The organism is Pseudomonas sp. 3296 (genome assembly GCF_031456615.1).
Lineage (GTDB): Bacteria > Pseudomonadota > Gammaproteobacteria > Pseudomonadales > Pseudomonadaceae > Aquipseudomonas > Aquipseudomonas mucoides.
Window position 1 is genome coordinate 137,180 of sequence record NZ_JAVDUY010000005.1, and the last position, 21,309, is coordinate 158,488.

The following is a 21,309-nucleotide window of genomic DNA, read 5'->3' on the forward strand; positions in this document are numbered from 1 at the left end:
TTGATCTGCGGGCTTTTTCGCAAAAGCACGGTCCTCGGACCGCACGAAAGCCGAATATATCAGCGCGCAAAAATTATTAATCATCCACGGCGTCAAGGAACTCGTCTACCACGGGCATTTCGCCCAATCGTGACGGAATATTTAAACCGAAGTGCAAATACGCATGCCGGGTCACCACTCGCCCCCGCGGGGTGCGCATGATGTAGCCCTGCTGGATCAGGTACGGCTCCAGCACGTCTTCAATGGTGTGGCGTTCTTCACTGATGGCCGCGGCCAGGCTGTCCACTCCGACCGGCCCGCCGTCGAACTTCTCGATCATGGTCAACAGCAGGCGTCGGTCCTGGTGGTCGAAACCACGTTCGTCGACATCAAGCAGGTTCAACGCGAGGTCGGCAATCGGCTTGGTGATATGGCCCTTGGCGCGCACCTCGGCGAAATCGCGCACCCGACGCAACAACCGGTTGGCGATCCGCGGCGTACCGCGGGCACGTCGGGCGATTTCGAAGGCACCTTCCGGGTCCAGCGGCAAACCAAGGATGCTCGCCGAACGGCTGACAATCGTCGCCAGGTCCGCGGTGCTGTAGAACTCCAGGCGCTGGACGATGCCGAAACGGTCGCGCAAGGGGTTGGTCAACATGCCCGCACGGGTCGTTGCGCCGACGAGGGTAAAGGGTGGCAAATCAAGCTTGATCGAACGCGCGGCCGGCCCCTCGCCGATCATGATGTCGAGCTGGAAATCTTCCATGGCCGGGTACAGCACTTCTTCGACAATCGGCGACAGGCGATGGATTTCGTCGATGAACAGCACGTCGTGGGGTTCAAGGTTGGTCAACAACGCCGCCAGGTCGCCCGGACGTTCCAGCACGGGGCCCGATGTGCTCTTGATCGACACGCCCATTTCCTGGGCGATGATGTTCGCCAGAGTGGTTTTACCCAGCCCCGGCGGACCGAAGATCAGCGTGTGATCCAGCGACTCGTTGCGCCCACGGGCGGCCTGGATGAACAACTCCATTTGCTCGCGAACGGTCGGCTGGCCGATGTATTCGGCCAGACTGACAGGACGAATCGCCCGGTCCTGGACTTCCTCGCGGTCACGGGGACCCGGCGTGGCGGCTATCAGACGATCAGCTTCAATCACTTAAATCATTCCCTTCAGGGCACGACGAATCAGGTCTTCACTGCTCAAGCCTTTCTCCTTGATCGCGGAAATCGCCTTGCTGGCCTCCTGCGGCTTGTAGCCCAAGGAAATCAGCGCGCTGACCGCATCGTTTTCAGCGGTGGCGACCGGCGCCGGCGCATCTGGCCCGCCCGGCTGGTTGGGAACCAGCGCGAACATCGCAGGTACGGTTTCCCACGCCTTGAAGCGGTCCTTGAGTTCCACCAGCAAACGTTCAGCCGTCTTCTTGCCCACGCCCGGCACCTTGGTCAGCGCCGAGGTGTCCTGGGACTGTACGCAACGGACCAACTCATCGACTTCCAGACTGGACATCAAGGCCAGCGCCAATTTCGGCCCTACACCATTGAGACGGATCAGCTCGCGAAAAAAGTCTCGCTCACGCTTGCCAAAGAAGCCATAGAGTAACTGCGCGTCTTCGCGTACGACCAAGTGGGTGTGCAAGGTCAGAGGTTCACCGACCGACGGCAAGCGATACAGCGTGGTCATGGGCACCTCCAGCTCATACCCCAGACCGTTTACATCCAGAATCAGGTGCGGCGGCTGTTTTTCAGCCAGAGTGCCGCGCAAGCGTCCAATCACGTTACAGATCCTTGAGCGTTGGCCAGATCAATGCCTGGCGACCGACAGAGCAAGGGTTCGCGTCGACAACACAGACACGAAGACCTCATTCCATAAAAAATGATTGCTGATGCTATCAGAGACGCAGGCGCCCGCCACGACTGCGTGCCGTCCCCAGGCCATGGGGCAGCAGACTGGAACGGGTGTGCGCATGGCAAATGGCGATGGCCAGGGCGTCAGAAGCATCGATTTGCGGTTTGCTGGTCAATTTCAGCATGTGCATGACCATCATTTGCACCTGTTCTTTGTTCGCCGCACCGGTGCCGGTCACTGCCTGTTTGACCTGGGTCGCGGTGTACTCGGCGATTTCCAGGCTTTCTTCGGCACCGGCAACGATGGCCGCGCCGCGCGCCTGACCCAGCTTCAGTGCAGAGTCGGCATTGCGCGCCATGAAGACTTTTTCGATGCCCATGGTGACCGGGCCGTATGTCTGGATGATTTCACGCACGCCGCGATAAACGATTTGCAGACGCTCATGCAATTCTCCCGAGCCGGTACGAATGCAGCCAGAGGCCACATACACACAGCCACGCCCGGTATCGCGCACCACGCCATAACCGGTAATACGCGAACCGGGGTCGATACCAAGAATTAAAGTCATAACGCCTGCGGGTTAGGTAAGAGCACTTCAATACAGCAAATACCAACAGTGGGAGCTGACTCCCACCTTTGATCTTAGTCGCCCTTAACCCAGCTGTGCGGCTACCGATTCAGGGATGTCCGCGTTGGAATAGACGTTCTGCACATCATCCAGGTCTTCAAGCATGTCGATCAGCTTGAGCACCTTCTCGGCGCCTTCCAGGTCCAGTTCCGCACTGGTGGTCGGCAACATGACGATTTCAGCGTCGTCGCCTTTGAACCCGGCCGCTTCCAGCGCATTGCGCACGGAATAAAACCCGGCGAACGAGGTGAACACATCGATGGAACCGTCTTCGTGGGTGACCACGTCATCGGCGTCGGCTTCCATTGCGGCTTCGATCAGCGCGTCTTCATCAACGCCTGGCGCGAAGGAAATCTGCCCTTTGCGCTCGAACAGATAAGCCACGGAACCGTCGGTGCCGAGGTTGCCGCCACATTTGCTGAACGCGTGACGAACAGCCGCTGCTGTGCGATTACGGTTGTCGGTCATGCACTCGACCATCACCGCCACGCCACCCGGGCCGTAGCCTTCGTAGCTCAGTTCGACCATGTCGTCGGTGTCGGCAGCGCCAGCACCGCGCGCAACGGCGCGATCAATGATGTCGCGGCTCATGTTCGCGCCAAGGGCCTTGTCCAGCGCCAGACGCAGACGCGGGTTGGAGCCCGGATCACCGCCACCCTGACGGGCAGCAACGGTCAGTTCACGAATCCACTTGGTGAAAATCTTGCCCTTCTTGGCATCCTGACGTTCTTTGCGGTGCTTGATGTTCGCCCACTTGGAATGACCCGCCATAACTCGCTCCGAATTCTCTTTGAAACATTGCCCGCCACACTCAGTGTCGGCCAGCAACCAAAAAATCTCGACTTAAAGAAAAGGCGCACCCAAAAGGATGCGCCTTTGCGGTCGGCCTTACTCAGCCTTTGGCGTTTCGCGCAGACGAATGTGCAGTTCGCGCAATGCCTTGGCATCCACCTGACCCGGTGCCTGAGTCATGACGTCCGCCGCGCTCTGGGTTTTCGGGAAGGCGATCACTTCACGGATCGACTGGGCGCCAGTCATCAGCATCACCAGACGGTCCAGACCGAAGGCCAGGCCACCGTGTGGTGGCGCGCCATACTTCAGGGCGTCGAGCAGGAAGCCGAACTTCTCTTCCTGTTCCGCTTCGTTGATGCCCAGCAGGCGGAATACGGTCTGCTGCATTTCCTTGCGGTGGATACGGATCGAACCGCCACCCAACTCGGTGCCGTTCAGCACCATGTCGTAGGCACGGGACAGAGCGGTCGCCGGGTTGGCTTCCAGTTCTTCCGGGGTGCACTTCGGCGCGGTGAACGGGTGATGCAAGGCGGTGAAGCTGCCGTCGTCGTTCTCTTCGAACATCGGGAAGTCGACGACCCACATCGGTGCCCACTTGCAGGTCAGCAGGTTCAGGTCGTTACCGACCTTGATCCGCAGCGCGCCCAGGGCTTCGCTGACGATCTTGGCTTTGTCGGCACCGAAGAACACGATGTCGCCGTCAACCGCGCCAACGCGATCGAGGATCACATTGAGGTTGGCTTCAGGGATGTTCTTGACGATCGGCGACTGCAGGCCTTCAACGCCTTTGGCGCGCTCGTTGACCTTGATGTACGCCAGGCCCTTGGCACCGTAGATGCCGACGAACTTGGTGTAATCGTCGATCTGCTTGCGCGGCATGCTCGCAGCGCCAGGAACGCGCAACGCGGCAATTCGGCATTTCGGGTCGTTGGCCGGACCGCTGAACACCTTGAAGTCGACGTCTTTCAGTTGATCTTCAACGTCAACCAGTTCCAGCGGGTTACGCAGGTCCGGCTTGTCGGAACCGTAACGACGCATGGCTTCTGCAAAGGTCATGTGCGGGAAGTCGCCGAATTCCAGATCCAGCACTTCCTTGAACAGGTTGCGGATCATTTTTTCGGTGATGCCCATGATCTCGTTTTCATCGAGGAAGCTGGTCTCGATGTCGATCTGGGTGAATTCCGGCTGGCGATCAGCCCGCAGGTCTTCGTCGCGGAAGCACTTGGCGATCTGGTAGTAACGGTCGAAGCCAGCCACCATCAGCAGCTGTTTGAACAGCTGTGGCGATTGCGGCAAGGCGAAGAACGAACCGGCGTGAGTACGGCTCGGCACCAGGTAGTCGCGAGCACCTTCAGGGGTCGCGCGGGTCAGGATCGGCGTCTCGACGTCGAGGAAGCCGTTCTCGTCCAGGAAACGACGGATGCTGGTGGTCATGCGCGAACGCAGACGCAGCTTCTCGGCCATTTCCGGGCGACGCAGGTCAAGGAAGCGATAGCGCAGGCGGGTTTCTTCGCCGACATCGGAGAACTCGTTCAGCGGGAACGGCGGGGTTTCCGATTCGTTCAGCACTTCCAGTTCGTAACCGAGGACTTCGATCATGCCCGACGCCATGTTGGCGTTAGTGGCACCGGCCGGACGCAGGCGAACCTTGCCGGTGATTTTCACGACGTACTCGCTGCGCACGCGATCGGCGGCAGCGAAGGATTCAGCGCGGTCCGGGTCGAACACCACCTGGGCCAGACCGTCACGATCACGGATATCGAGGAAAATCACCCCGCCGTGGTCACGGCGACGGTGAACCCAACCGCAAAGAGTAATTTCCTGGCCTTCCAGGCTTTCGTTCAGCTGGCCGCAATAATGGCTGCGCATCATGGTAGTGGTTTCACTTCTCGTAATTCGAAATTCGGTTGGAGCCCTGCACATCCTGCCCTTTATAAAGGTGCCCGATGATGCAAGCGCTCGCACGTGTGGTTCAACTCAGGCCCTAGACCCTAGTCAGCTTTGTCGCCGCCGGCCAGGTTCTTCTTCGAGCCGGTCTTGAAATCGGTTTCGTACCAGCCGGTGCCGCTGAGGCGGAAACCTGGCATGGACAGCATCTTTTTCAGCTCTGGCGCCTGGCAGGCAGGGCAGTCGACCAGCGGTGCTGCGCTGATCTTTTGAATGGCTTCCAACTGATGACCACAGGAAGCACATTGATAGTCGTACATCGGCATGGGGGTTGTCTCGGCGATCAGATTGCTACCGCACACGCTGGGTTTTGCGGCAAAGAGCGGGATTATATCCATTAAATGCAGCCTGTGCAGCCGTAAGACTGCACAGACTGACACTCAGTCCATTACGCCGTCGCGACTAAGGTGTCGCAACGCAGCCCCCTTCCTTCAAGCTGCGCACGACGCAGACAACCCGCACCAGCCCGGTGAAGTTCTTGACCCCGCCGTGACGCAAATGCACTTCGCGGTCCACATGGGACAGCAGTGCACTGACCGAACAGCAATTGACCTTGGCCATATCGCCCAAAATATCCCAGTAGACCTGCTCGAGCCGCAAGCAGGTCGCGAAACCATTCAAACGCACAGAGCGGGATAAAGGCCGGGCCAACCCCATATCAAACTCACTGACGAACGGATCAACCCTGATCTCCCTCCCCTCGCCTGGTCTGTCTTCGTACACCATATCGCTGACACTCCTTTGTCATTCCTTGCCTTCTATTAAGAGCCACATCTGTTGTGTTGCCTTATAAAAGCGCAGGCGCAAAGGGATATCCAGATGACTTTATGACCATCGACGTAGGATAAGCCAACAGTTGACAGGGGATCATGGAGCCCGTCCTAGGCCGGCCATTTTCCTACATGATCAAGCGCGATTTACCACGCGCAAAAGAGATTTCAAGAAGCAAAACGGTCAAGTGCGAACACGCGCCGAGTCAGCAGGTCGGCGGTGAGCGCCACGACCTCGCCCTTGATAGAAGAAAGCAGCGCACAACAAACCTGCCAACACCTCGCCGCCCCGAAAGACGCACCGACCTGTGACAAATCAACCTCCCGGGCACCGCCGGACTGCCTGATTTGAGTAGCTGCAGGCTTTGCTGTTAAATAGACAGTGTGTCGCGACCGCCTATTTTCCGGGGGCTGCGCATAGGCTGATACCGAATACGTGCCCAACGCCTCTTATTGTTCCGAAGCGAACCGTATTCCATCCGCTCTTCCTTGTGATCCGTCTTAACGTGAGTTAATCAAAATGTTGAAAATCGTCCACCTGCTAACGGGCGCAGCGGCCCTGCTGCTGTCCTTCATCCCCAGCCTGCGAGCTGAAGCGGTCCCTTACCTGCAACAACCCGATGCACTGTACCTGGCCTTTTTCGGCCTGCTGAACCTCACCCTTGCTCCTGTTATCCCTTACTGGAACAAAGGCCCTCGTCACCAACTGCAAAACCTGGTCAGCGTTCTGCTGATACTGGCCGTCCTCCTGCAAATCCTGACGTTGCTCGCGCCGATGCCAGTCATCGCCGGTCAACCTGCCGTCCTGTTCAGCCTGGTCGCAGCCATGGCCGCCGTGTTACTGCACCTGGGCGTCAGCTTCTACAAATCGTCACCAGCCGCCGCCTCGCCAAGCTATGACATGAGCAACCGCGATACCGGCACCGTGAAGTGGTTCAACACCTCCAAAGGCTTCGGCTTTATTTCCCGCGATTCCGGCGATGATATTTTCGTGCATTTCCGCGCTATTCGTGGCGAAGGCCACCGCGTTCTCGTCGAAGGCCAGCGCGTGGAATTCTCTGTGATGAACCGTGACAAAGGCCTGCAAGCCGAAGATGTGATCGCCGCACTGCCGCGTCGCTGATTCAAAGGCTAAAAAAAACCGCGAACAGCCAAGCTGTTCGCGGTTTTTTATTGGCTGCTTCTTTATCAAAAAAGTCAGTAATGCGGCGGCGGTGCTTCTTCTTCGAAGGTTTCGAACTGCCCCGCCATTTCTTCCTGGCGCTTGAGCAGTGCTGCCATTTGCAGCTGCAGGCGTTCAACGGCACGCTGCTGCGTCGCCAGCACATCACTCAATGACTGGATGATGTCATCCTGAAACGCCAACTGGCTCTCCAGATCGGTAACTCGATCTTCCAGGCTCATGATTCAACCCTCCAGAAACGTAAAGTCTTCGGCTAATACCAAACGCAGCCGCTCGCGAATCGCTGCGATCTGGCCTGCATCATAGGGTTTGGCCGGCACCTTGCCCCAGACCGGAGCAGGCCAGGCGGCGTCTTCGCGATTGCGCACGATCACATGCATGTGCAACTGGCTGACGACATTACCCAGCGCTGCAATATTCAGCTTGTCAGCGTCGAACGCACCCTTGAGCGTTTCCGCCAGCGCGGTCGTCTCCTGCCAGAGCTGTTGCTGCTCGGCGACACCCAACTGAAATATCTCGCTGATATCGTCGCGACGAGGCACCAGGATGAACCAGGGGTAATTCGAGTCGTTCGACAACAGCAACCGGCAGAGCGGGAAATCCCCGATCGGTAGCGTGTCTTGTTGAAGCCGTGGATCTAAAGCGAACACTGTGCGTACTCCCGCCTGGTTCTCATTTTTCAGCTTAGCGCCCCTCCCGAGGGACGGCGCGCCAAGCGACAGGACGGCAGCATACCTGCGAACGGGTCTCTCTTCACGACCATACATGCGCCCCGCCATGAGACATTTTTTGCCAGAACGCACCATTACAGGACCAACGATGCAGCCAAAATCGCCGAAATGACTGATTAACAACGATGTGTTCGATTCAGACAAATAACAACACTGTATGAATTCAGTACAGTGATTAAAATTTTTTGCACCAAAAGCGCACAGCTCGTCTACGCTGAGTCGGTCAGCATCCGCCATCTACTCACCTTTGGGGTGAACCGGTAACGTTTTTGGTTGTCACGGCACCGAACCGAAGGCTGGAACACGATGCAAACCTGGCGTCAAGCCCAAACAAAACGTGCTTGAAACGCCCGGTTTTATGAGGTTTTTACACGTATAGACAAGCAAGCAGAAAAAAACAGCAACAAAATTCTGTTTTGTGCACGCTTGTTGCATTCACACCCACATCGCCTTGAATGTCTCTGCTGGAAGTGGGGGCCTCAAGGCAAATAAAAACAGCGGCAGGGTTGCCCGATGGAGATTCAGACGTTTCACCAAGGACTCTTTTTACCGATGTTCAAGCCCTGGAAAACAACGTTAAAGTTGCCGGTCCGCTTGCATTGAGGCTGTAAATTTGCGACATCTACCAAGCTGTTTGCGACAGGGTCGTAAAGAAGCTGAAAGGTTAGATACGCAAGTATCGCCAACATGGTCGGCGTGATATAAGTTTGCGCCGACACAAAAAGAAAGAGCCGCCCAGATAATAAAACAGGTGGGACGGCAGTACTCTTCTAAAACCAAAGGAGCAAATCACGATGCGCGTGATGAAGTGGAGCATGATCGCACTGGCAGTTGCAGCAGCAGCCAGTACTCAGTTGGCAGTAGCCGCACCTTTCGTAAGCGACCAGGCAGAAGCCAAAGGTTTTGTTGAAGACAGCAAGCTCGACTTGCTGGTTCGCAACTACTACTACAACCGTAACAAGACCGACGGCGCGACCGACGACAAAGACTGGACCCAAGGCATTCAGGGCACTTTCAGCTCTGGCTACACCCAAGGTCTGATCGGTGTTGGCGTTGAAGCTTGGGGCCAATTGGCCATCAAACTGGACGGTTCCGACAAATACGCAGGCTCGGGCAACATGTCCGTGGACGGCGATGGCGAAGTCAACAACAGCCAAGGCAAAGCCGGCGCTGCTGCCAAGTTCCGCATCTCCAAGACCGAGCTGAAAATCGGCGACATGCAGCCAAGCACTGCTCCAGTGTTCGCTGTTGGCGGTTCCCGTATCCTTCACCAGACTGCAACTGGCATCCAGTTGCAGAGCAGCGAAGTCAAAGACCTCGACCTCGAAGGCGGCCACTTCACTTCGGCGACCAGCCAGGACAGCAACGCCCGTGACGGCGACCTGTGGGCTACTTACGCTGGTGTGAAAGCCAACTCCATCGACTACTTCGGCGGCAAGTACGGCATCAACGACAACCTGAGCTTCTCGCTCTACGGTGCCAAGCTCGAAGACGTCTGGAACCAGTACTACGCCAACGGTAACTATACCCTCCCGCTGGGTGGCGATCAGTCGCTGAACTTCGACGCCAACTACTACAACACCAAGGACACCGGTAACGCTAAAGCAGGCGAAATCAGCAACAACGCCTACTCCCTGGCTGCTGCTTTCTCGTTCCTGAAAGCGCATACCCTGACCCTGGGCTTCCAGAAAGTGAACGGCGATACCCCGTTCGACTACGTCGGTGTGGGTAAAAACAACCGCGGTGGCGACTCGATCTTCCTCGCCAACTCCATCCAGTACTCTGACTTCAACGCCCCTGGCGAGAAGTCGGTACAAGCCCGTTACGACCTGAAAATGGCCGAATACGGCGTACCTGGTCTGAGCTTCATGACCCGTTACGTGAAAGGTTGGGACATCGACGGCACCAACACTCCAGCTGGCAGCGCTTACGCTGGTCTGTACGGTGCAGACGGCAAACACCACGAAGTCAACGTGGAAGCCAAGTACGTTATTCAATCCGGTCCGGCTAAAGATCTGTCGTTCCGCATCCGTCAAGCATGGCACACCGCCAACGCAGACGAAGGCGAAGGCGATATCTCTGAGTTCCGCCTGATCACCGACTACCCGCTCAACATTCTGTAATTGCAGAACGTTAGTTTGCGGTAATCAAAAAAAGGCCCATCTTCGGATGGGCCTTTTTCGTTGGCTATCAATAATGCGTTAAAACGATCAAATCCGTGAGAAACATGCCTGACCAAAGAGTCAGGCATGATCAAAAAACAATCACTGCACCGCAGATTCCTGAACCACGCGAATAACCCGCTGTGGAAACGGAATATCAATACCGGCATTTTTCAAGCGATCACGGGATTGTTCGTTGAACATGAACATCACCTCCCAGTAATCCGCCGTCTTTACCCAGACCCGAAGCGAAAGAGTGATCGAACTGTCACCCAGCGTAGAAACTACTGCTTGTGGTGCCGGATCTGCCAATACGCGCGGATCTTTGGCCAGTTCCAACAATACTTCACGGGCCTTCTGCAAGTCTGCTTCGTAATCCACCCCCACATCGAACACTACTTTGCGGGTAGGTTGACGGTTGGTATTGGTGATGATGCCGTTCGACAAGTTACCGTTGGGAACAATGATGGTTTTGTTATCACCGGTACGCAGTACGGTGTGGAAGATCTGAATGCTGTCGACAGTACCGGCAACCCCTTGGGCTTCGATCCAGTCACCGATGCGAAACGGACGGAACAACAGAATCAACACGCCGCCAGCGAAGTTGGCCAGACTGCCTTGCAAGGCCAGACCGATGGCCAGACCCGCCGCACCGATCGCTGCGACGAACGAGGTGGTTTCCACGCCGATCATCGACGCTACGCTGACAATCAGCAAAACCTTGAGAATGATGTTCGCCAGGCTGCTGATAAAACCTTGCAGCGCCAGGTCGGCGTTACGCAGGGCCAGCAGGCCACCAAGCTTTTGCGTCACTTTGTTGATCAGCCACCAACCGATAGCCAGGGTGATCACTGCCAGCAACACGCGGCTGCCGTACTCCATGATCATTGGAATCCAGGCTTGGGATGCCTTGACCAGGTTGTCCACTTCAGTATTCAAATCCATCTAATTTCTCCTGATTTCCGGCTATCCGGCACGCGAAAAAAATAAACGGCAGAACGACCAAACCCAGGGGACTTAATCATTTCTGCCGTTGGTTGGGCCTCGGACGCCGAAAACGCCGAGAGGTTCCCAAGTTGAAGGTCAGTCGCGGAAGTTGTTGAACTGCAGCGGCATATCGAACGTTTTGGCGCGCAGGGCCGCGATGGCTTCCTGCAAATCGTCACGTTTCTTGCCGGTAATGCGCACTTGCTCGCCCTGAATAGCGGCCTGAACCTTGAGCTTGGCGTCTTTGACGTGAGCGACGATTTTCTTCGCCAGTTCCTTGTCGATGCCTTCCTTGAGGACCGCTTCCTGCTTCATCAGCTTGCCCGATGCGTAGGCGTCCTTGACTTCAAGGCACTGCACGTCGATTTTGCGCTTGACCAGTGCCAGCTTGAGGATCTCGATCATCGCTTCGAGTTGGAAGTCGGCCTCGGCGGTCAGGTTGACAGTCAGGTCCTTTTCCTTGAACTCGAAGGTGCCCTTGCCCTTCAGGTCATAACGGCGATCGAGTTCCTTGACGGCGTTTTCGACCGCGTTGGTGACTTCGTGTTTGTCCAGTTCGGATACCACGTCGAACGACGGCATGTAATCTCTCCAATAAAAAGGCGCGCTCGATTGCAATGGCGCGCGCTTGGCTTGCGGTTAAAATCGGGCTCATTATAACGGGTCTTTTCCAACCGATACTGCGAGCCTCACATGCCTGCCTCAAACCGAGCAAAAAGCTGATGTCGACCACCTGGCATGTATTGGGCGCCGGCAGCCTCGGCACGTTGTGGGCTACGCGTCTGGCGCGGGCCGATTTGCCGGTCAGGCTGATCGTTCGGGATGCGCAGCGCTTGCAGGCGTATCAAGCCGCGGGTGGTTTGACGCTGGTCGAGCACGGCGTAGCCAATACCTATGATATCCCCGGCGAAACACCGGACAGCCGCGAACCGATCAGCCGCCTGCTGGTGGCCTGCAAGGCTTACGACGCCGAGAAAGCCGTCGCACAACTGGCGCCACGCCTGACACCGGAGGCCGAGCTGATCCTGCTGCAGAACGGCCTCGGCAGTCAGGACGCCGTGGCGGCGCAGGTGCCGCAAGCCCGTTGCGTGAGTGCATCGAGCACCGAAGGCGCGTTTCGCGATGGCGACTGGCGTGTGGTGTTCGCAGGCCACGGTTACACCTGGCTGGGAGATGCAGGCCATCCGGTTGCGCCGATCTGGCTGGATGATCTGGTGGCTGCCGGAATCCCCCATGAATGGAGCACCGACATCCTCACGCGGCTGTGGCGAAAACTGGCGCTTAACTGTGCGATCAATCCCCTGACAGTCCTTCATAACTGCCGAAATGGCGGATTGCAGGCGCATCAGTGCGAAGTCGCGACCCTCTGCGGTGAATTGACCGAGTTGCTGGAACGGTGTGGTCAGCCCGCTGCGGCAGAAAACCTGCAACAGGAAGTCGAGCGCGTCATCCAAGCCACGGCGGCCAATTACTCCTCGATGTACCAGGACGTCGCGAATCAGCGCCGCACCGAAATCACCTACCTGCTGGGCCATGTGTGCAAAGTGGCCGAGCGTCATCAACTGAACCTGCCGCACCTGCATCAATTACAGCAGCGACTGATCGGCCATCTGCACAGCCTTGGATTGCCCAGCGACTGAGCAGCGGCTACGCTGGCCACGTGTTCCATTTAAGCGATGAACCTGATGCCATTGCGCCAGCGCCTCGAAAACCTTCCCGTCGGCCAGAAACTGCTGGCCGCCCTGCTGGTACTGTTGATCACCATCCTGCTGGTCGCCAACCTGACCTTCATCAGTGCGGCGTATTACATCTCCCAGGAAAGCATGGCGCCCCAAGCATTGCAGACCATTGGCCGACTGGTGTCGAACCCGAGCCTGGTGGCCGACGCCCTGAAGACGCCGCAAAACGCCGAACGCCTGCTCAACGAACTCAACAGTTACTCGCCGCTGCGTGCAGCCGCCATTTATGACGGCAAGGGCGAACGGCTGGCCCAGTTGCAGCATGGCGACAAACTCAGCCTGCCGGGGCGCTATCAGCACATAGAGGCTTGGCAAGCGACCGAGTTTCGCAGTAATCAACTGATCACCCTGCCCCGCCCGGGCACTGAGCCTGGCCATTTGTTGCTGGTGGCCAGCAGTGAGCTGCCAATGGCGTTCTACACCGGAACCCTGACTGCCAGCCTGGGCATTCTGATCTTCAGCGTGTTGTTGTGGCTGGTGATTGCCCGGCAAATCAAACGGCTGATTACCCGCCCCATCCATGAGCTCGAAGAGCTGTCCCGGCAGGTGACCCGCGAAGAGAACTACGCGCTGCGAGCCTCCCGTGGCAACCACGACGAAATCGGCAGCCTCGCCGAGGCGTTCAACACCATGCTCTCGCGGATCGAAGCCCGTGAGCAGCAACTCAAACGGGCCCGGGACGATTCCCAGGCCGCTTACGACCAGGCCCAGGGCCTGGCCGAAGAAACGCGCCATACCAATCGCAAGCTGGAACTCGAAGTCCAGGTGCGCAGCAAGATCGAGAAAAAGCTCACCGGTTTCCAGAATTACCTCAACAGCATTATCGACTCCATGCCGTCGGCGCTGATCGCCCTCGACGAACAGCTCTACGTGACCCAGTGGAATCAGGAGGCCAGCGCCCTGTCCGGCACGCGTCTGGATGAAGCACTGAACCAGCCGATCTTCCTCGCCTTCGAACCGTTGAAGCCGTTTCTGCCGCAGCTCAAGCAAACCGTCGAGCAGCACACCGTGGCCAAGATCGAGCGGGTAACGTGGTTCAAGGACGATGAGCCCAAGCATTACGCCCTGACCTTTTACCCGCTGATGGGCGGCGCCGGACGCGGCGTGGTGATCCGGATCGACGACATCACCCAGCGCCTGTCGCTGGAAGAAATGATGGTGCAGTCGGAAAAAATGCTCTCGGTCGGTGGCCTCGCCGCGGGCATGGCCCACGAAATCAATAACCCGTTGGGCGCTATCCTGCACAACGTACAGAACATTCGCCGACGCCTGTCACCTGACCTGCCGAAAAACTTGGAGCAGGCCGAGCACATCGGCATCGAGCTGGAAACGGTCAACCGCTACCTGCAAGTACGCGAAGTCCCGCAATTGCTTGATGGCATTCAGCAGGCCGGCGCCCGGGCGGCGAAGATTGTGACGCACATGCTCAGCTTCAGCCGTCGCAGCACCCGGCAAATGGCCCCGTGCGACTTGCCGGCGCTTATCGATCAAGCGGTGGAAATCGCCGGTAACGACTTCGACCTGGCGATCGGTTTCGACTTCAAGGGCCAGGCAATCATTCGCCAGTTCGATCCGGCCCTCGGCCCGGTGCCCGGCACGGCCAACGAACTGGAGCAGGTGCTGCTCAACCTGTTGAAAAACGCCGCTCAGGCCATTCATCAGCGTGAAGATGACCGCGAGCCGGGACGGATCATTCTGCGCACCAAACTGAATCCGCCCTGGGCGGAAATCCAGGTTGAGGACAACGGCATCGGCATGAGCGAAAACGTGCGCAAACGCACGTTCGAGCCATTCTTCACCACCAAGGAAATCGGCCAGGGCACGGGGCTGGGCCTGTCGGTCTCCTATTTCATCATCACCAACAATCACAAGGGCCAGATGGAAGTGCAGTCGACGCCGGGCCAAGGCACCTGTTTCACCTTGCGCCTGCCCTTGGCGGGCACGCCAGTCATCTCTCAAGAACTCAATCAGCTATCGAGGTAACCCATGGGCTTTCGCTTGTCGAAAATTTACACCCGCACCGGCGACAAAGGCGAAACCGGGCTCGGCGATGGTCGCCGGGTGCCCAAGGATCACCCGCGGATCGAGGCCATTGGCGAAGTCGACTCGCTGAACAGCCAGGTCGGTGTGCTATTGGCCGGGTTGGCCGCAGAAAGCATCACGTACCCGGGGTTGAACGAGGTGATCGAAGTATTGGCGCCTTGCCAGCACCGCTTGTTCGACTTGGGTGGCGAGCTGGCGATGCCGGAGTATCAGGCGTTGGACGCGGCGGAAATCGAACGCCTGGAAGCGGCGATTGATCACTGGAATGAAGAGTTGGGACCGCTTGAGAACTTCATACTGCCCGGCGGTTCAGCGCTGATCGCTCAGGCGCATGTGTGCAGATGCCTTGCGCGCAGTGCGGAACGACGGTGTCAGCAGTTGAATGCGATTGAACCGTTGGCGGGGGTTGGGTTGGCGTATATCAATCGGTTATCGGATGTGTTGTTTGTGGTGGCGCGGGTAATTGCCAAGCGGCAGGGGGTTGCGGAGATTTTGTGGCAGGCGGCGGTGAAGCCTCAGGTTTAACCGCCGCCTTTCAGGACGCCATCGCGAGCAGGCTCACTCCTACAGAAGAACTCGGTCAACTGTGGGAGCGAGCCTGCTCGCGATGGGGGGGCAGCTACACCAAAGAATCCGGCCAGAACGCCCGAATCCCCGCCACACCCTGCGCACCAGCTTCCCAGGCTTGTTGCCGCTCTGCCGGGCCAACACCGCCCAACAGGAACACCGGCTTGCTGAAGCCCGTCATCAACGCCGAAGCCTGATCCCAGCCCAACGGCTGCGCATCCGGATGAGTCTGGGTCTTCTGCACCGGCGACAGGGTCACAAAGTCCACGCCCATTTGCTCGGCCAACGCCAGTTCTTCAGCGTTATGACACGACGCCGCCAACCAGCGCGACGCCGGCAGTGGTCGCCCGGCCGCTGCGTATTTACGCAACTGGGCGGAGGTGATGTGCCAACCGGCGGACGGAAAATCCCCCAGCCATTCGAACGGCCCCTTGATCATCAGTTGCGCCTTGCCCGCACACAGCCCTGCTGCGTCCACCGCCAGGTCGCGGTACTTTGGATCGTAGCCGTTGGGCGCCCGTAGCTGGATTAACTTGATCCCACCGGCGATGGCTTTCTGAATGCCGCGCAGCAAGGCCGGGGTTTCCAGGCCTTCGGGGGTAATCAGATACTCCGCTGGCAAGCGTGCAGCCGCGACGATCGGCTGGTTGGCCGCCGGGAACTCGTAGTTTAGCAGGTCGCGTGGTGACACCCATTCCAACGGCTGACCTTCGGCGCCGTGGGGTTCGCCGGTAAAAGCCGAGACCTCCCAGACGTCCAGTAACACATGCTTGTCCGGGTAGTCGTGATGAACTTTGATCAGCGGTCGCGCGGCGCTGACCACAATGCCCAGTTCTTCCTGAAGCTCACGACTCAGCGCGATCTCGACGGACTCGTCGCCCTCGACCTTGCCGCCGGGAAACTCCCACAAACCGCCCTGGTGCTGAGTGTCGGCACGGCGTGCGATAAGGATCTTGCCGCTGTTATCACGGATAACGGCAGCGGCTACATGAACTCGTTTCACTGCCCGACCTCCTCCAGACCTGCCTTATGCCAGGCTTTGAACGCCGGCCATTGGTAGATCGCTTCGACATAGGCTTCGTCCGCTGCCGGTAATTTCACCTGATAGGTGCGCAGGCGTACGGCAATCGGGGCGAAGAACGCATCGGCCAGGGTTGCGCCGCCGAACAGGAACGGACCAGTGTCAGTCGCCACCGTTCGGCATTCCGCCCACAACGCCAGCATGCGCTGGATGTCGGCCTGAACATCATCAGGTGTTAACGCCAGCGGTGCATCGCGGCTCAGGTCGAACGGCATGTTGCCGCGCATGGCAAAGAACCCGGCGTGCATTTGCGCACAGGCTGAACGTGCCTGGGCACGGGCGGCGGTGTCTTTTGGCCAGAGACCGGCATCAGGGAATTGCTCGGCCAGGTACTCGGCAATCGCCAGGGAATCGGCGATGGTGCCGTGTTCGGTTTTCAGCAGCGGGACTTTGCCGGTCGGCGAATGCTTGAGCAGGCGTTCGCGGGTGTCGGGTTGACCCAGCTTGATCAATTCTTCGGTGTAGGCCGCGCCGGTCAGCTCGAGGGCCAGTGCGCCGCGCAGGGACCAGGAGGAAAGCAGTTTGTCGCCGATGATCAGGTGGAGGCTCATGTTCGGGACCTTTTTGATGAGGAATTCAGGCCAGAAACTCTAGCGTCTGGTCGGTCCTCTTCGCGAGCAGGCTCGCTTCCACTTTGGAATGCATTCCCCTGTGGGAGCGAGCCTGCTCGCGAATGAGGCGACTCGGTCTTAAGTACGGTACTCGGCGTTGATCTTCACGTATTCGTGGGACAAGTCGGTAGTCCAGATGGTTTCGCTGCAATCGCCGCGACCCAGCTCGATACGGATGGTGATCTCTTCCTGCTGCATCACTGCAGCGCCCTGGGCTTCCGTGTAAGTCGCGGCACGCGCACCACGGCTGGCAATACACACGTCACCAAGGAACACGTCGATCTTGCTCACGTCCAGGTTCGGCACGCCAGCGCGGCCAACGGCGGCCAGGATGCGGCCCCAGTTCGGGTCGGAAGCGAACAACGCCGTCTTGATCAGCGGCGAGTGCGCCACGGTATAGCCGACGTCCAGGCATTCCTGGTGATTGCCGCCACCGTTGACTTCAACGGTGACGAACTTGGTCGCGCCTTCGCCGTCGCGAACGATGGCCTGGGCCACATCCATGCACACTTCAAACACCGCTTGCTTCAACTTGGCGAACAACTCGCCTTCGGCACGGGTAATTTCCGGCAGCGCCGCCTGACCGGTAGCAATCAGCATGCAGCAGTCGTTGGTCGACGTGTCGCCGTCGATGGTGATGCGGTTGAACGACTTGTTGGCACCGTCCAGCAACAGGTTTTGCAGCACATCGCGGGAGACTTTGGCGTCGGTGGCGATGTAGCCGAGCATGGTCGCCATGTTCGGACGAATCATGCCCGCGCCTTTGCTGATGCCGGTGACGGTGATGGTCACGCCGTCATGCTGGAACTGGCGGCTCGCACCTTTGGGCAGGGTGTCGGTGGTCATGATGCCGGTGGCGGCCGCTTCCCAGTTGTGGATCGACAGGTCATCAAGGGCTGCTTGCAGCGCGCCTTCGATTTTCTCGACCGGCAGCGGCTCGCCGATCACACCAGTGGAGTACGGCAGCACCAGGCTGGCATCGACACCCGTCAGCTCAGCCAGTTTGGCGCAGGTACGCTCGGCGGCGGCCAGGCCAGGTTCGCCGGTGCCAGCGTTGGCATTGCCGGTGTTAGTCAACAGGTAACGCACCGGGCCTTGCACGCGTTGCTTGGCGAGGATCACCGGGGCGGCGCAAAAGGCGTTCAGGGTGAAAACGCCAGCGACGGTGGAACCTTCGGCGCAGCGCATGACCACGACATCCTTGCGCCCCGGGCGCTTGATGCCGGCCGAGGCGATACCGAGTTCAAAACCGGCAACCGGGTGCAACGTTGGCAAAGGACCAAGACCAACAGCCATGAATGCGCTCCTCAAAAAATGTAGTCATCACCGTCATGCGATGAACGGCGGTATTAAATGGCAAAACGCCGCGACGGCTGATGCCGGTCGCGGCGCGGGTATTTCAGCGTTTGAAACGGGTTTTACTGGATCTGCCCGTGGCAATGCTTGAATTTCTTGCCCGAACCGCAATAGCACAGTTCGTTACGGCCCAGCTTCTGCTCGTTGCGAACCGGTGCCACGGCGAGGGCGACATCAATCTCTTCGCCCAGCGGTTCCACTTGCTCGAGACCCGGTGCTTCTTCGTGATGGAACTGCAAGCGTGCAGCCAGCGCTTCGGCTTCCTGACGCAGGCGTTGTTCTTCGGCTTCCGGATCTTCGCGGCGAACCTGAACGTGGGACAACACACGGATCGAGTCGCGCTTGATCGAATCCAGCAGCTCGGAGAACAGAGTGAACGACTCGCGCTTGTACTCTTGCTTCGGGTTCTTCTGGGCATAGCCACGCAAGTGGATACCGTGACGCAGGTGGTCCATGGTCGACAGGTGGTCTTTCCACAGGTCGTCGAGCACGCGCAGCACGATTTGTTTCTCGAAACTGCGCAGCGCTTCGGCGCCCGCCTGGTCTTCTTTCTCGTTGTACGCCGCGATCAGCTCTTGCATCAGCTTCTCGCGCAGGGTTTCTTCGTACAGGTGATCGTCTTCGTCGAGCCATTGCTGGATCGGCAGCGCCACACCGAAGTCGCTCTGCAACGCAGCTTCCAGACCGGCCACGTCCCACTGCTCAGGCAGCGATTGCGGTGGAATGTGCGCGCTGACGGTAGCGTTGAGCACGTCCTGACGGAAATCAGCGATGGTTTCGCCAATGTTGTCAGCGGCCAGCAACGTGTTACGCATGTGATAAATCACTTTACGCTGTTCGTTGTTGACGTCGTCGAACTCGAGCAGTTGCTTACGAATGTCGAAGTTACGGCCTTCAACCTTGCGCTGAGCCTTTTCGATGGCGTTGGTCACCATACGGTGCTCGATCGCCTCGCCTGGCTGCATGCCCAGGGCCTTCATGAAGTTCTTCACCCGGTCAGAGGCGAAAATACGCATCAGGCTGTCTTCCAGCGACAGGTAGAAGCGGCTGGAACCGGCGTCGCCCTGACGACCGGCACGACCACGCAGCTGGTTGTCGATACGGCGCGATTCGTGACGCTCTGAAGCAATGACCTGCAAGCCGCCCGATTCGAGCACTTGCTGGTGACGCTTCTGCCAGTCGGCCTTGATCTGGGCAATCTGCTCTGGCGTCGGATCTTCCAGGGACGCCACTTCCACTTCCCAGTTACCGCCCAACAGGATGTCAGTACCACGACCGGCCATGTTGGTGGCGATGGTCAGTGCGCCTGGGCGGCCGGCCTGGGCAATGATCTCGGCTTCCTTTTCGTGGAACTTGGCGTTCAGAACCTTGTGTTCGATGCCTTGTTCCACCAGCAGGCGGGACATGTGTTCGGAGGTTTCGATGGTCGCGGTACCCACCAGAACCGGACGGCCCGCCGCCATGCTTTCCTTGATGTCCGCCACGATGGCCGCGTACTTCTCGTCGGCCGTCAGGAACACCAGGTCGTTGTAGTCCTTACGGGCCAACGGCTTGTTCGGCGGAATGACCATGACCTGCAGGCCATAGATCTGATGGAACTCGAACGCCTCGGTGTCAGCCGTACCGGTCATGCCGGACAGCTTGTTGTACAGGCGGAAGTAGTTCTGGAACGTGGTCGATGCCAATGTCTGGCTTTCGGCCTGAATGTTCAGGTTTTCCTTGGCTTCGATGGCCTGGTGCAGGCCTTCGGACAAACGACGGCCCGGCATGGTACGACCGGTGTGTTCGTCGACCAGGACAACCTGACCGTCCTGCACGATGTACTCGACGTTGCGGTGGAACAGTTTGTGCGCGCGCAGACCGGCATAAACGTGGGTCAGCAGGCCCAGGTTGTGGGCCGAGTACAGGCTCTCGCCTTCAGCCAGCAGACCGAGGGAGGTCAGCGATTCTTCTACGAATTGATGGCCCGCTTCGTTGAGTTCAACCTGACGGGTCTTCTCATCGACGGTGTAGTGGCCGGCCTTGGTGACTTCCCCTTCAACTTCTTCGACGTGCAATTCCAGGCGCGGGATCAGTTTATTGATCTCAATGTACAGCTTGGAGCTGTCCTCGGCCTGACCGGAAATGATCAGTGGAGTACGGGCTTCGTCGATGAGGATGGAGTCGACTTCGTCGATCACGGCAAAATTGAGTTCGCGCTGGAATTTTTCTTCCATGCTGAACGCCATGTTGTCGCGCAGGTAATCGAAACCGAATTCGTTGTTGGTGCCGTAGGTAATGTCGGCGGCGTACGCCAGACGTTTCTCTTCCGGCGGCTGGAACGGCGTAACCACGCCGACCGTCAGGCCGAGGAATTCGTAGAGCGGACGCATCCAGTTGGCGTCACGACGGGCCAGGTAGTCGTTCACGGTCACAACGTGCACGCCCTTGCCGGACAGCGCGTTGAGGTAAACGCCCAGTGTTGCCACCAGGGTCTTGCCTTCACCCGTACGCATTTCCGCGATCATGCCTTCATGCAAGGTCATGCCGCCGATCAGCTGGACATCGAAGTGGCGCATACCCATGACACGCTTGCCGGCTTCGCGGGCGACCGCAAAGGCTTCTGGCAACAGCTTGTCGAGGGATTCCCCTTTGGCGATGCGGGCCTTGAACTCGTCTGTCTTGGCACGCAATTGATCGTCCGAAAGGGCCACCATTTGCTCTTCGAAGGCATTGACGAATTGCACCGTCTTGAGCATGCGTTTGACTTCACGCTCGTTCTTGCTTCCAAAAAGTTTCTTTAACAAAGGCGCAAACATATCGGCAGGATCTTCCACACTAAAGGGATGGAGGGCGGCCCCGTGAGTCGCCCGTGCAGCCCTCATGGCCGCATGCGAACGAGCAT

Annotated in this window: 21 protein-coding genes; 6 read left to right on the forward strand and 15 right to left on the reverse strand. The window is 58.4% G+C overall.

Annotation, left to right across the window (positions count from 1 at the left end):
* Positions 1–76: 76 nt before the first annotated feature.
* The 7 genes from ruvB to J2X66_RS14785 all read right to left on the reverse strand — a co-directional run bounded on the left by ruvB (position 77) and on the right by J2X66_RS14785 (position 5,921).
* Complete coding sequence (gene ruvB, locus J2X66_RS14755) at positions 77–1,138, reverse strand: Holliday junction branch migration DNA helicase RuvB (protein WP_027922938.1); 1,062 nt, start codon at positions 1,136–1,138, stop codon at positions 77–79.
* The gene (gene ruvA / locus J2X66_RS14760; protein ID WP_059182263.1) at positions 1,139–1,756 is read right to left on the reverse strand and encodes a Holliday junction branch migration protein RuvA; all 618 of its coding nucleotides are present in this window, start codon (positions 1,754–1,756) and stop codon (positions 1,139–1,141) included.
* 115 nt (positions 1,757–1,871) lie between these two features.
* Positions 1,872–2,396, reverse strand: a complete 525-nt coding sequence (ruvC, locus tag J2X66_RS14765) for a crossover junction endodeoxyribonuclease RuvC (RefSeq protein ID WP_007945844.1) — start codon at positions 2,394–2,396, stop codon at positions 1,872–1,874.
* 84 nt (positions 2,397–2,480) lie between these two features.
* Positions 2,481–3,227 carry a YebC/PmpR family DNA-binding transcriptional regulator gene (locus J2X66_RS14770; RefSeq protein WP_027922936.1) on the reverse strand — a complete coding sequence of 249 codons (747 nt, stop codon included), beginning with the start codon at positions 3,225–3,227 and terminating at the stop codon, positions 2,481–2,483.
* A 117-nt stretch (positions 3,228–3,344) separates the two neighbouring features.
* Positions 3,345–5,120 carry an aspartate--tRNA ligase gene (gene aspS / locus J2X66_RS14775; RefSeq protein ID WP_310265538.1) on the reverse strand — a complete coding sequence of 592 codons (1,776 nt, stop codon included), beginning with the start codon at positions 5,118–5,120 and terminating at the stop codon, positions 3,345–3,347.
* Positions 5,121–5,239: 119 nt separating this feature from the next.
* Positions 5,240–5,461, reverse strand: coding sequence for an FmdB family zinc ribbon protein (locus J2X66_RS14780; RefSeq protein ID WP_010457489.1), 222 nt, complete (start codon positions 5,459–5,461; stop codon positions 5,240–5,242).
* 136 nt (positions 5,462–5,597) lie between these two features.
* Positions 5,598–5,921 (reverse strand): ribbon-helix-helix domain-containing protein, encoded by a 324-nt coding sequence (locus tag J2X66_RS14785; RefSeq protein ID WP_310265540.1) that lies wholly within the window; start codon positions 5,919–5,921, stop codon positions 5,598–5,600.
* 564 nt (positions 5,922–6,485) lie between these two features.
* Here J2X66_RS14785 and J2X66_RS14790 point away from each other — a divergent pair.
* The gene (locus tag J2X66_RS14790; RefSeq protein WP_310265542.1) at positions 6,486–7,088 is read left to right on the forward strand and encodes a cold-shock protein; all 603 of its coding nucleotides are present in this window, start codon (positions 6,486–6,488) and stop codon (positions 7,086–7,088) included.
* Between the two features lie 74 nt (positions 7,089–7,162).
* Here the strand turns inward: J2X66_RS14790 and J2X66_RS14795 are convergent, their stop codons facing one another.
* Together J2X66_RS14795 and J2X66_RS14800 are read right to left on the reverse strand one after the other, a co-directional pair.
* Positions 7,163–7,369 (reverse strand): SlyX family protein, encoded by a 207-nt coding sequence (locus J2X66_RS14795; RefSeq protein ID WP_310265545.1) that lies wholly within the window; start codon positions 7,367–7,369, stop codon positions 7,163–7,165.
* A 3-nt stretch (positions 7,370–7,372) separates the two neighbouring features.
* Positions 7,373–7,798 (reverse strand): HIT domain-containing protein, encoded by a 426-nt coding sequence (locus J2X66_RS14800; RefSeq protein WP_310266197.1) that lies wholly within the window; start codon positions 7,796–7,798, stop codon positions 7,373–7,375.
* Positions 7,799–8,673: 875 nt separating this feature from the next.
* Here J2X66_RS14800 and J2X66_RS14805 point away from each other — a divergent pair.
* Positions 8,674–10,002 carry an OprD family porin gene (locus tag J2X66_RS14805; protein ID WP_310265547.1) on the forward strand — a complete coding sequence of 443 codons (1,329 nt, stop codon included), beginning with the start codon at positions 8,674–8,676 and terminating at the stop codon, positions 10,000–10,002.
* Positions 10,003–10,143: 141 nt separating this feature from the next.
* Here the strand turns inward: J2X66_RS14805 and J2X66_RS14810 are convergent, their stop codons facing one another.
* Both J2X66_RS14810 and J2X66_RS14815 read right to left on the reverse strand, forming a co-directional pair.
* Positions 10,144–10,986, reverse strand: a complete 843-nt coding sequence (locus tag J2X66_RS14810) for a mechanosensitive ion channel family protein (protein ID WP_027922930.1) — start codon at positions 10,984–10,986, stop codon at positions 10,144–10,146.
* A 138-nt stretch (positions 10,987–11,124) separates the two neighbouring features.
* Positions 11,125–11,610 (reverse strand): YajQ family cyclic di-GMP-binding protein, encoded by a 486-nt coding sequence (locus tag J2X66_RS14815; RefSeq protein ID WP_007906601.1) that lies wholly within the window; start codon positions 11,608–11,610, stop codon positions 11,125–11,127.
* Between the two features lie 140 nt (positions 11,611–11,750).
* Between J2X66_RS14815 and J2X66_RS14820 the strand changes: the two genes are divergently transcribed.
* From J2X66_RS14820 to J2X66_RS14830, 3 genes are read left to right on the forward strand one after another with little or no spacing between them, the layout of a single operon-like run.
* On the forward strand, positions 11,751–12,668 hold the full coding sequence (locus tag J2X66_RS14820) for a putative 2-dehydropantoate 2-reductase (RefSeq protein ID WP_310265551.1): 918 nt from the start codon (positions 11,751–11,753) through the stop codon (positions 12,666–12,668).
* A gap of 45 nt (positions 12,669–12,713) precedes the next feature.
* On the forward strand, positions 12,714–14,750 hold the full coding sequence (locus J2X66_RS14825; protein WP_310265553.1) for an ATP-binding protein: 2,037 nt from the start codon (positions 12,714–12,716) through the stop codon (positions 14,748–14,750).
* A 3-nt stretch (positions 14,751–14,753) separates the two neighbouring features.
* Entirely contained in the window at positions 14,754–15,335 is a 582-nt protein-coding gene (locus tag J2X66_RS14830) for a cob(I)yrinic acid a,c-diamide adenosyltransferase (protein WP_310265555.1), read from the forward strand.
* A gap of 94 nt (positions 15,336–15,429) precedes the next feature.
* Here the strand turns inward: J2X66_RS14830 and J2X66_RS14835 are convergent, their stop codons facing one another.
* From J2X66_RS14835 to argJ, 3 genes are all read right to left on the reverse strand, one after another.
* Positions 15,430–16,380, reverse strand: a complete 951-nt coding sequence (locus J2X66_RS14835; protein ID WP_310265558.1) for a Nudix family hydrolase — start codon at positions 16,378–16,380, stop codon at positions 15,430–15,432.
* A complete protein-coding gene (locus tag J2X66_RS14840) occupies positions 16,377–17,009 on the reverse strand; it encodes a glutathione S-transferase family protein (protein WP_310265560.1) in 633 nt (210 codons plus the stop codon). The genes J2X66_RS14835 and J2X66_RS14840 overlap by 4 nt, the downstream gene beginning before the upstream one ends.
* A gap of 138 nt (positions 17,010–17,147) precedes the next feature.
* A complete protein-coding gene (gene argJ, locus J2X66_RS14845; protein WP_027922924.1) occupies positions 17,148–18,365 on the reverse strand; it encodes a bifunctional glutamate N-acetyltransferase/amino-acid acetyltransferase ArgJ in 1,218 nt (405 codons plus the stop codon).
* Here argJ and J2X66_RS14850 point away from each other — a divergent pair.
* Positions 18,364–18,516 (forward strand): hypothetical protein, encoded by a 153-nt coding sequence (locus tag J2X66_RS14850; RefSeq protein ID WP_310265563.1) that lies wholly within the window; start codon positions 18,364–18,366, stop codon positions 18,514–18,516. The genes argJ and J2X66_RS14850 overlap by 2 nt on opposite strands.
* On the opposite strand, the gene secA is transcribed toward J2X66_RS14850, so the two are convergent.
* Positions 18,488–21,223, reverse strand: coding sequence for a preprotein translocase subunit SecA (gene secA, locus J2X66_RS14855; protein WP_310265565.1), 2,736 nt, complete (start codon positions 21,221–21,223; stop codon positions 18,488–18,490). The two genes, J2X66_RS14850 and secA, sit on opposite strands and share 29 nt — an antisense overlap.
* Between the last annotated feature and the right edge of the window lie 86 nt (positions 21,224–21,309).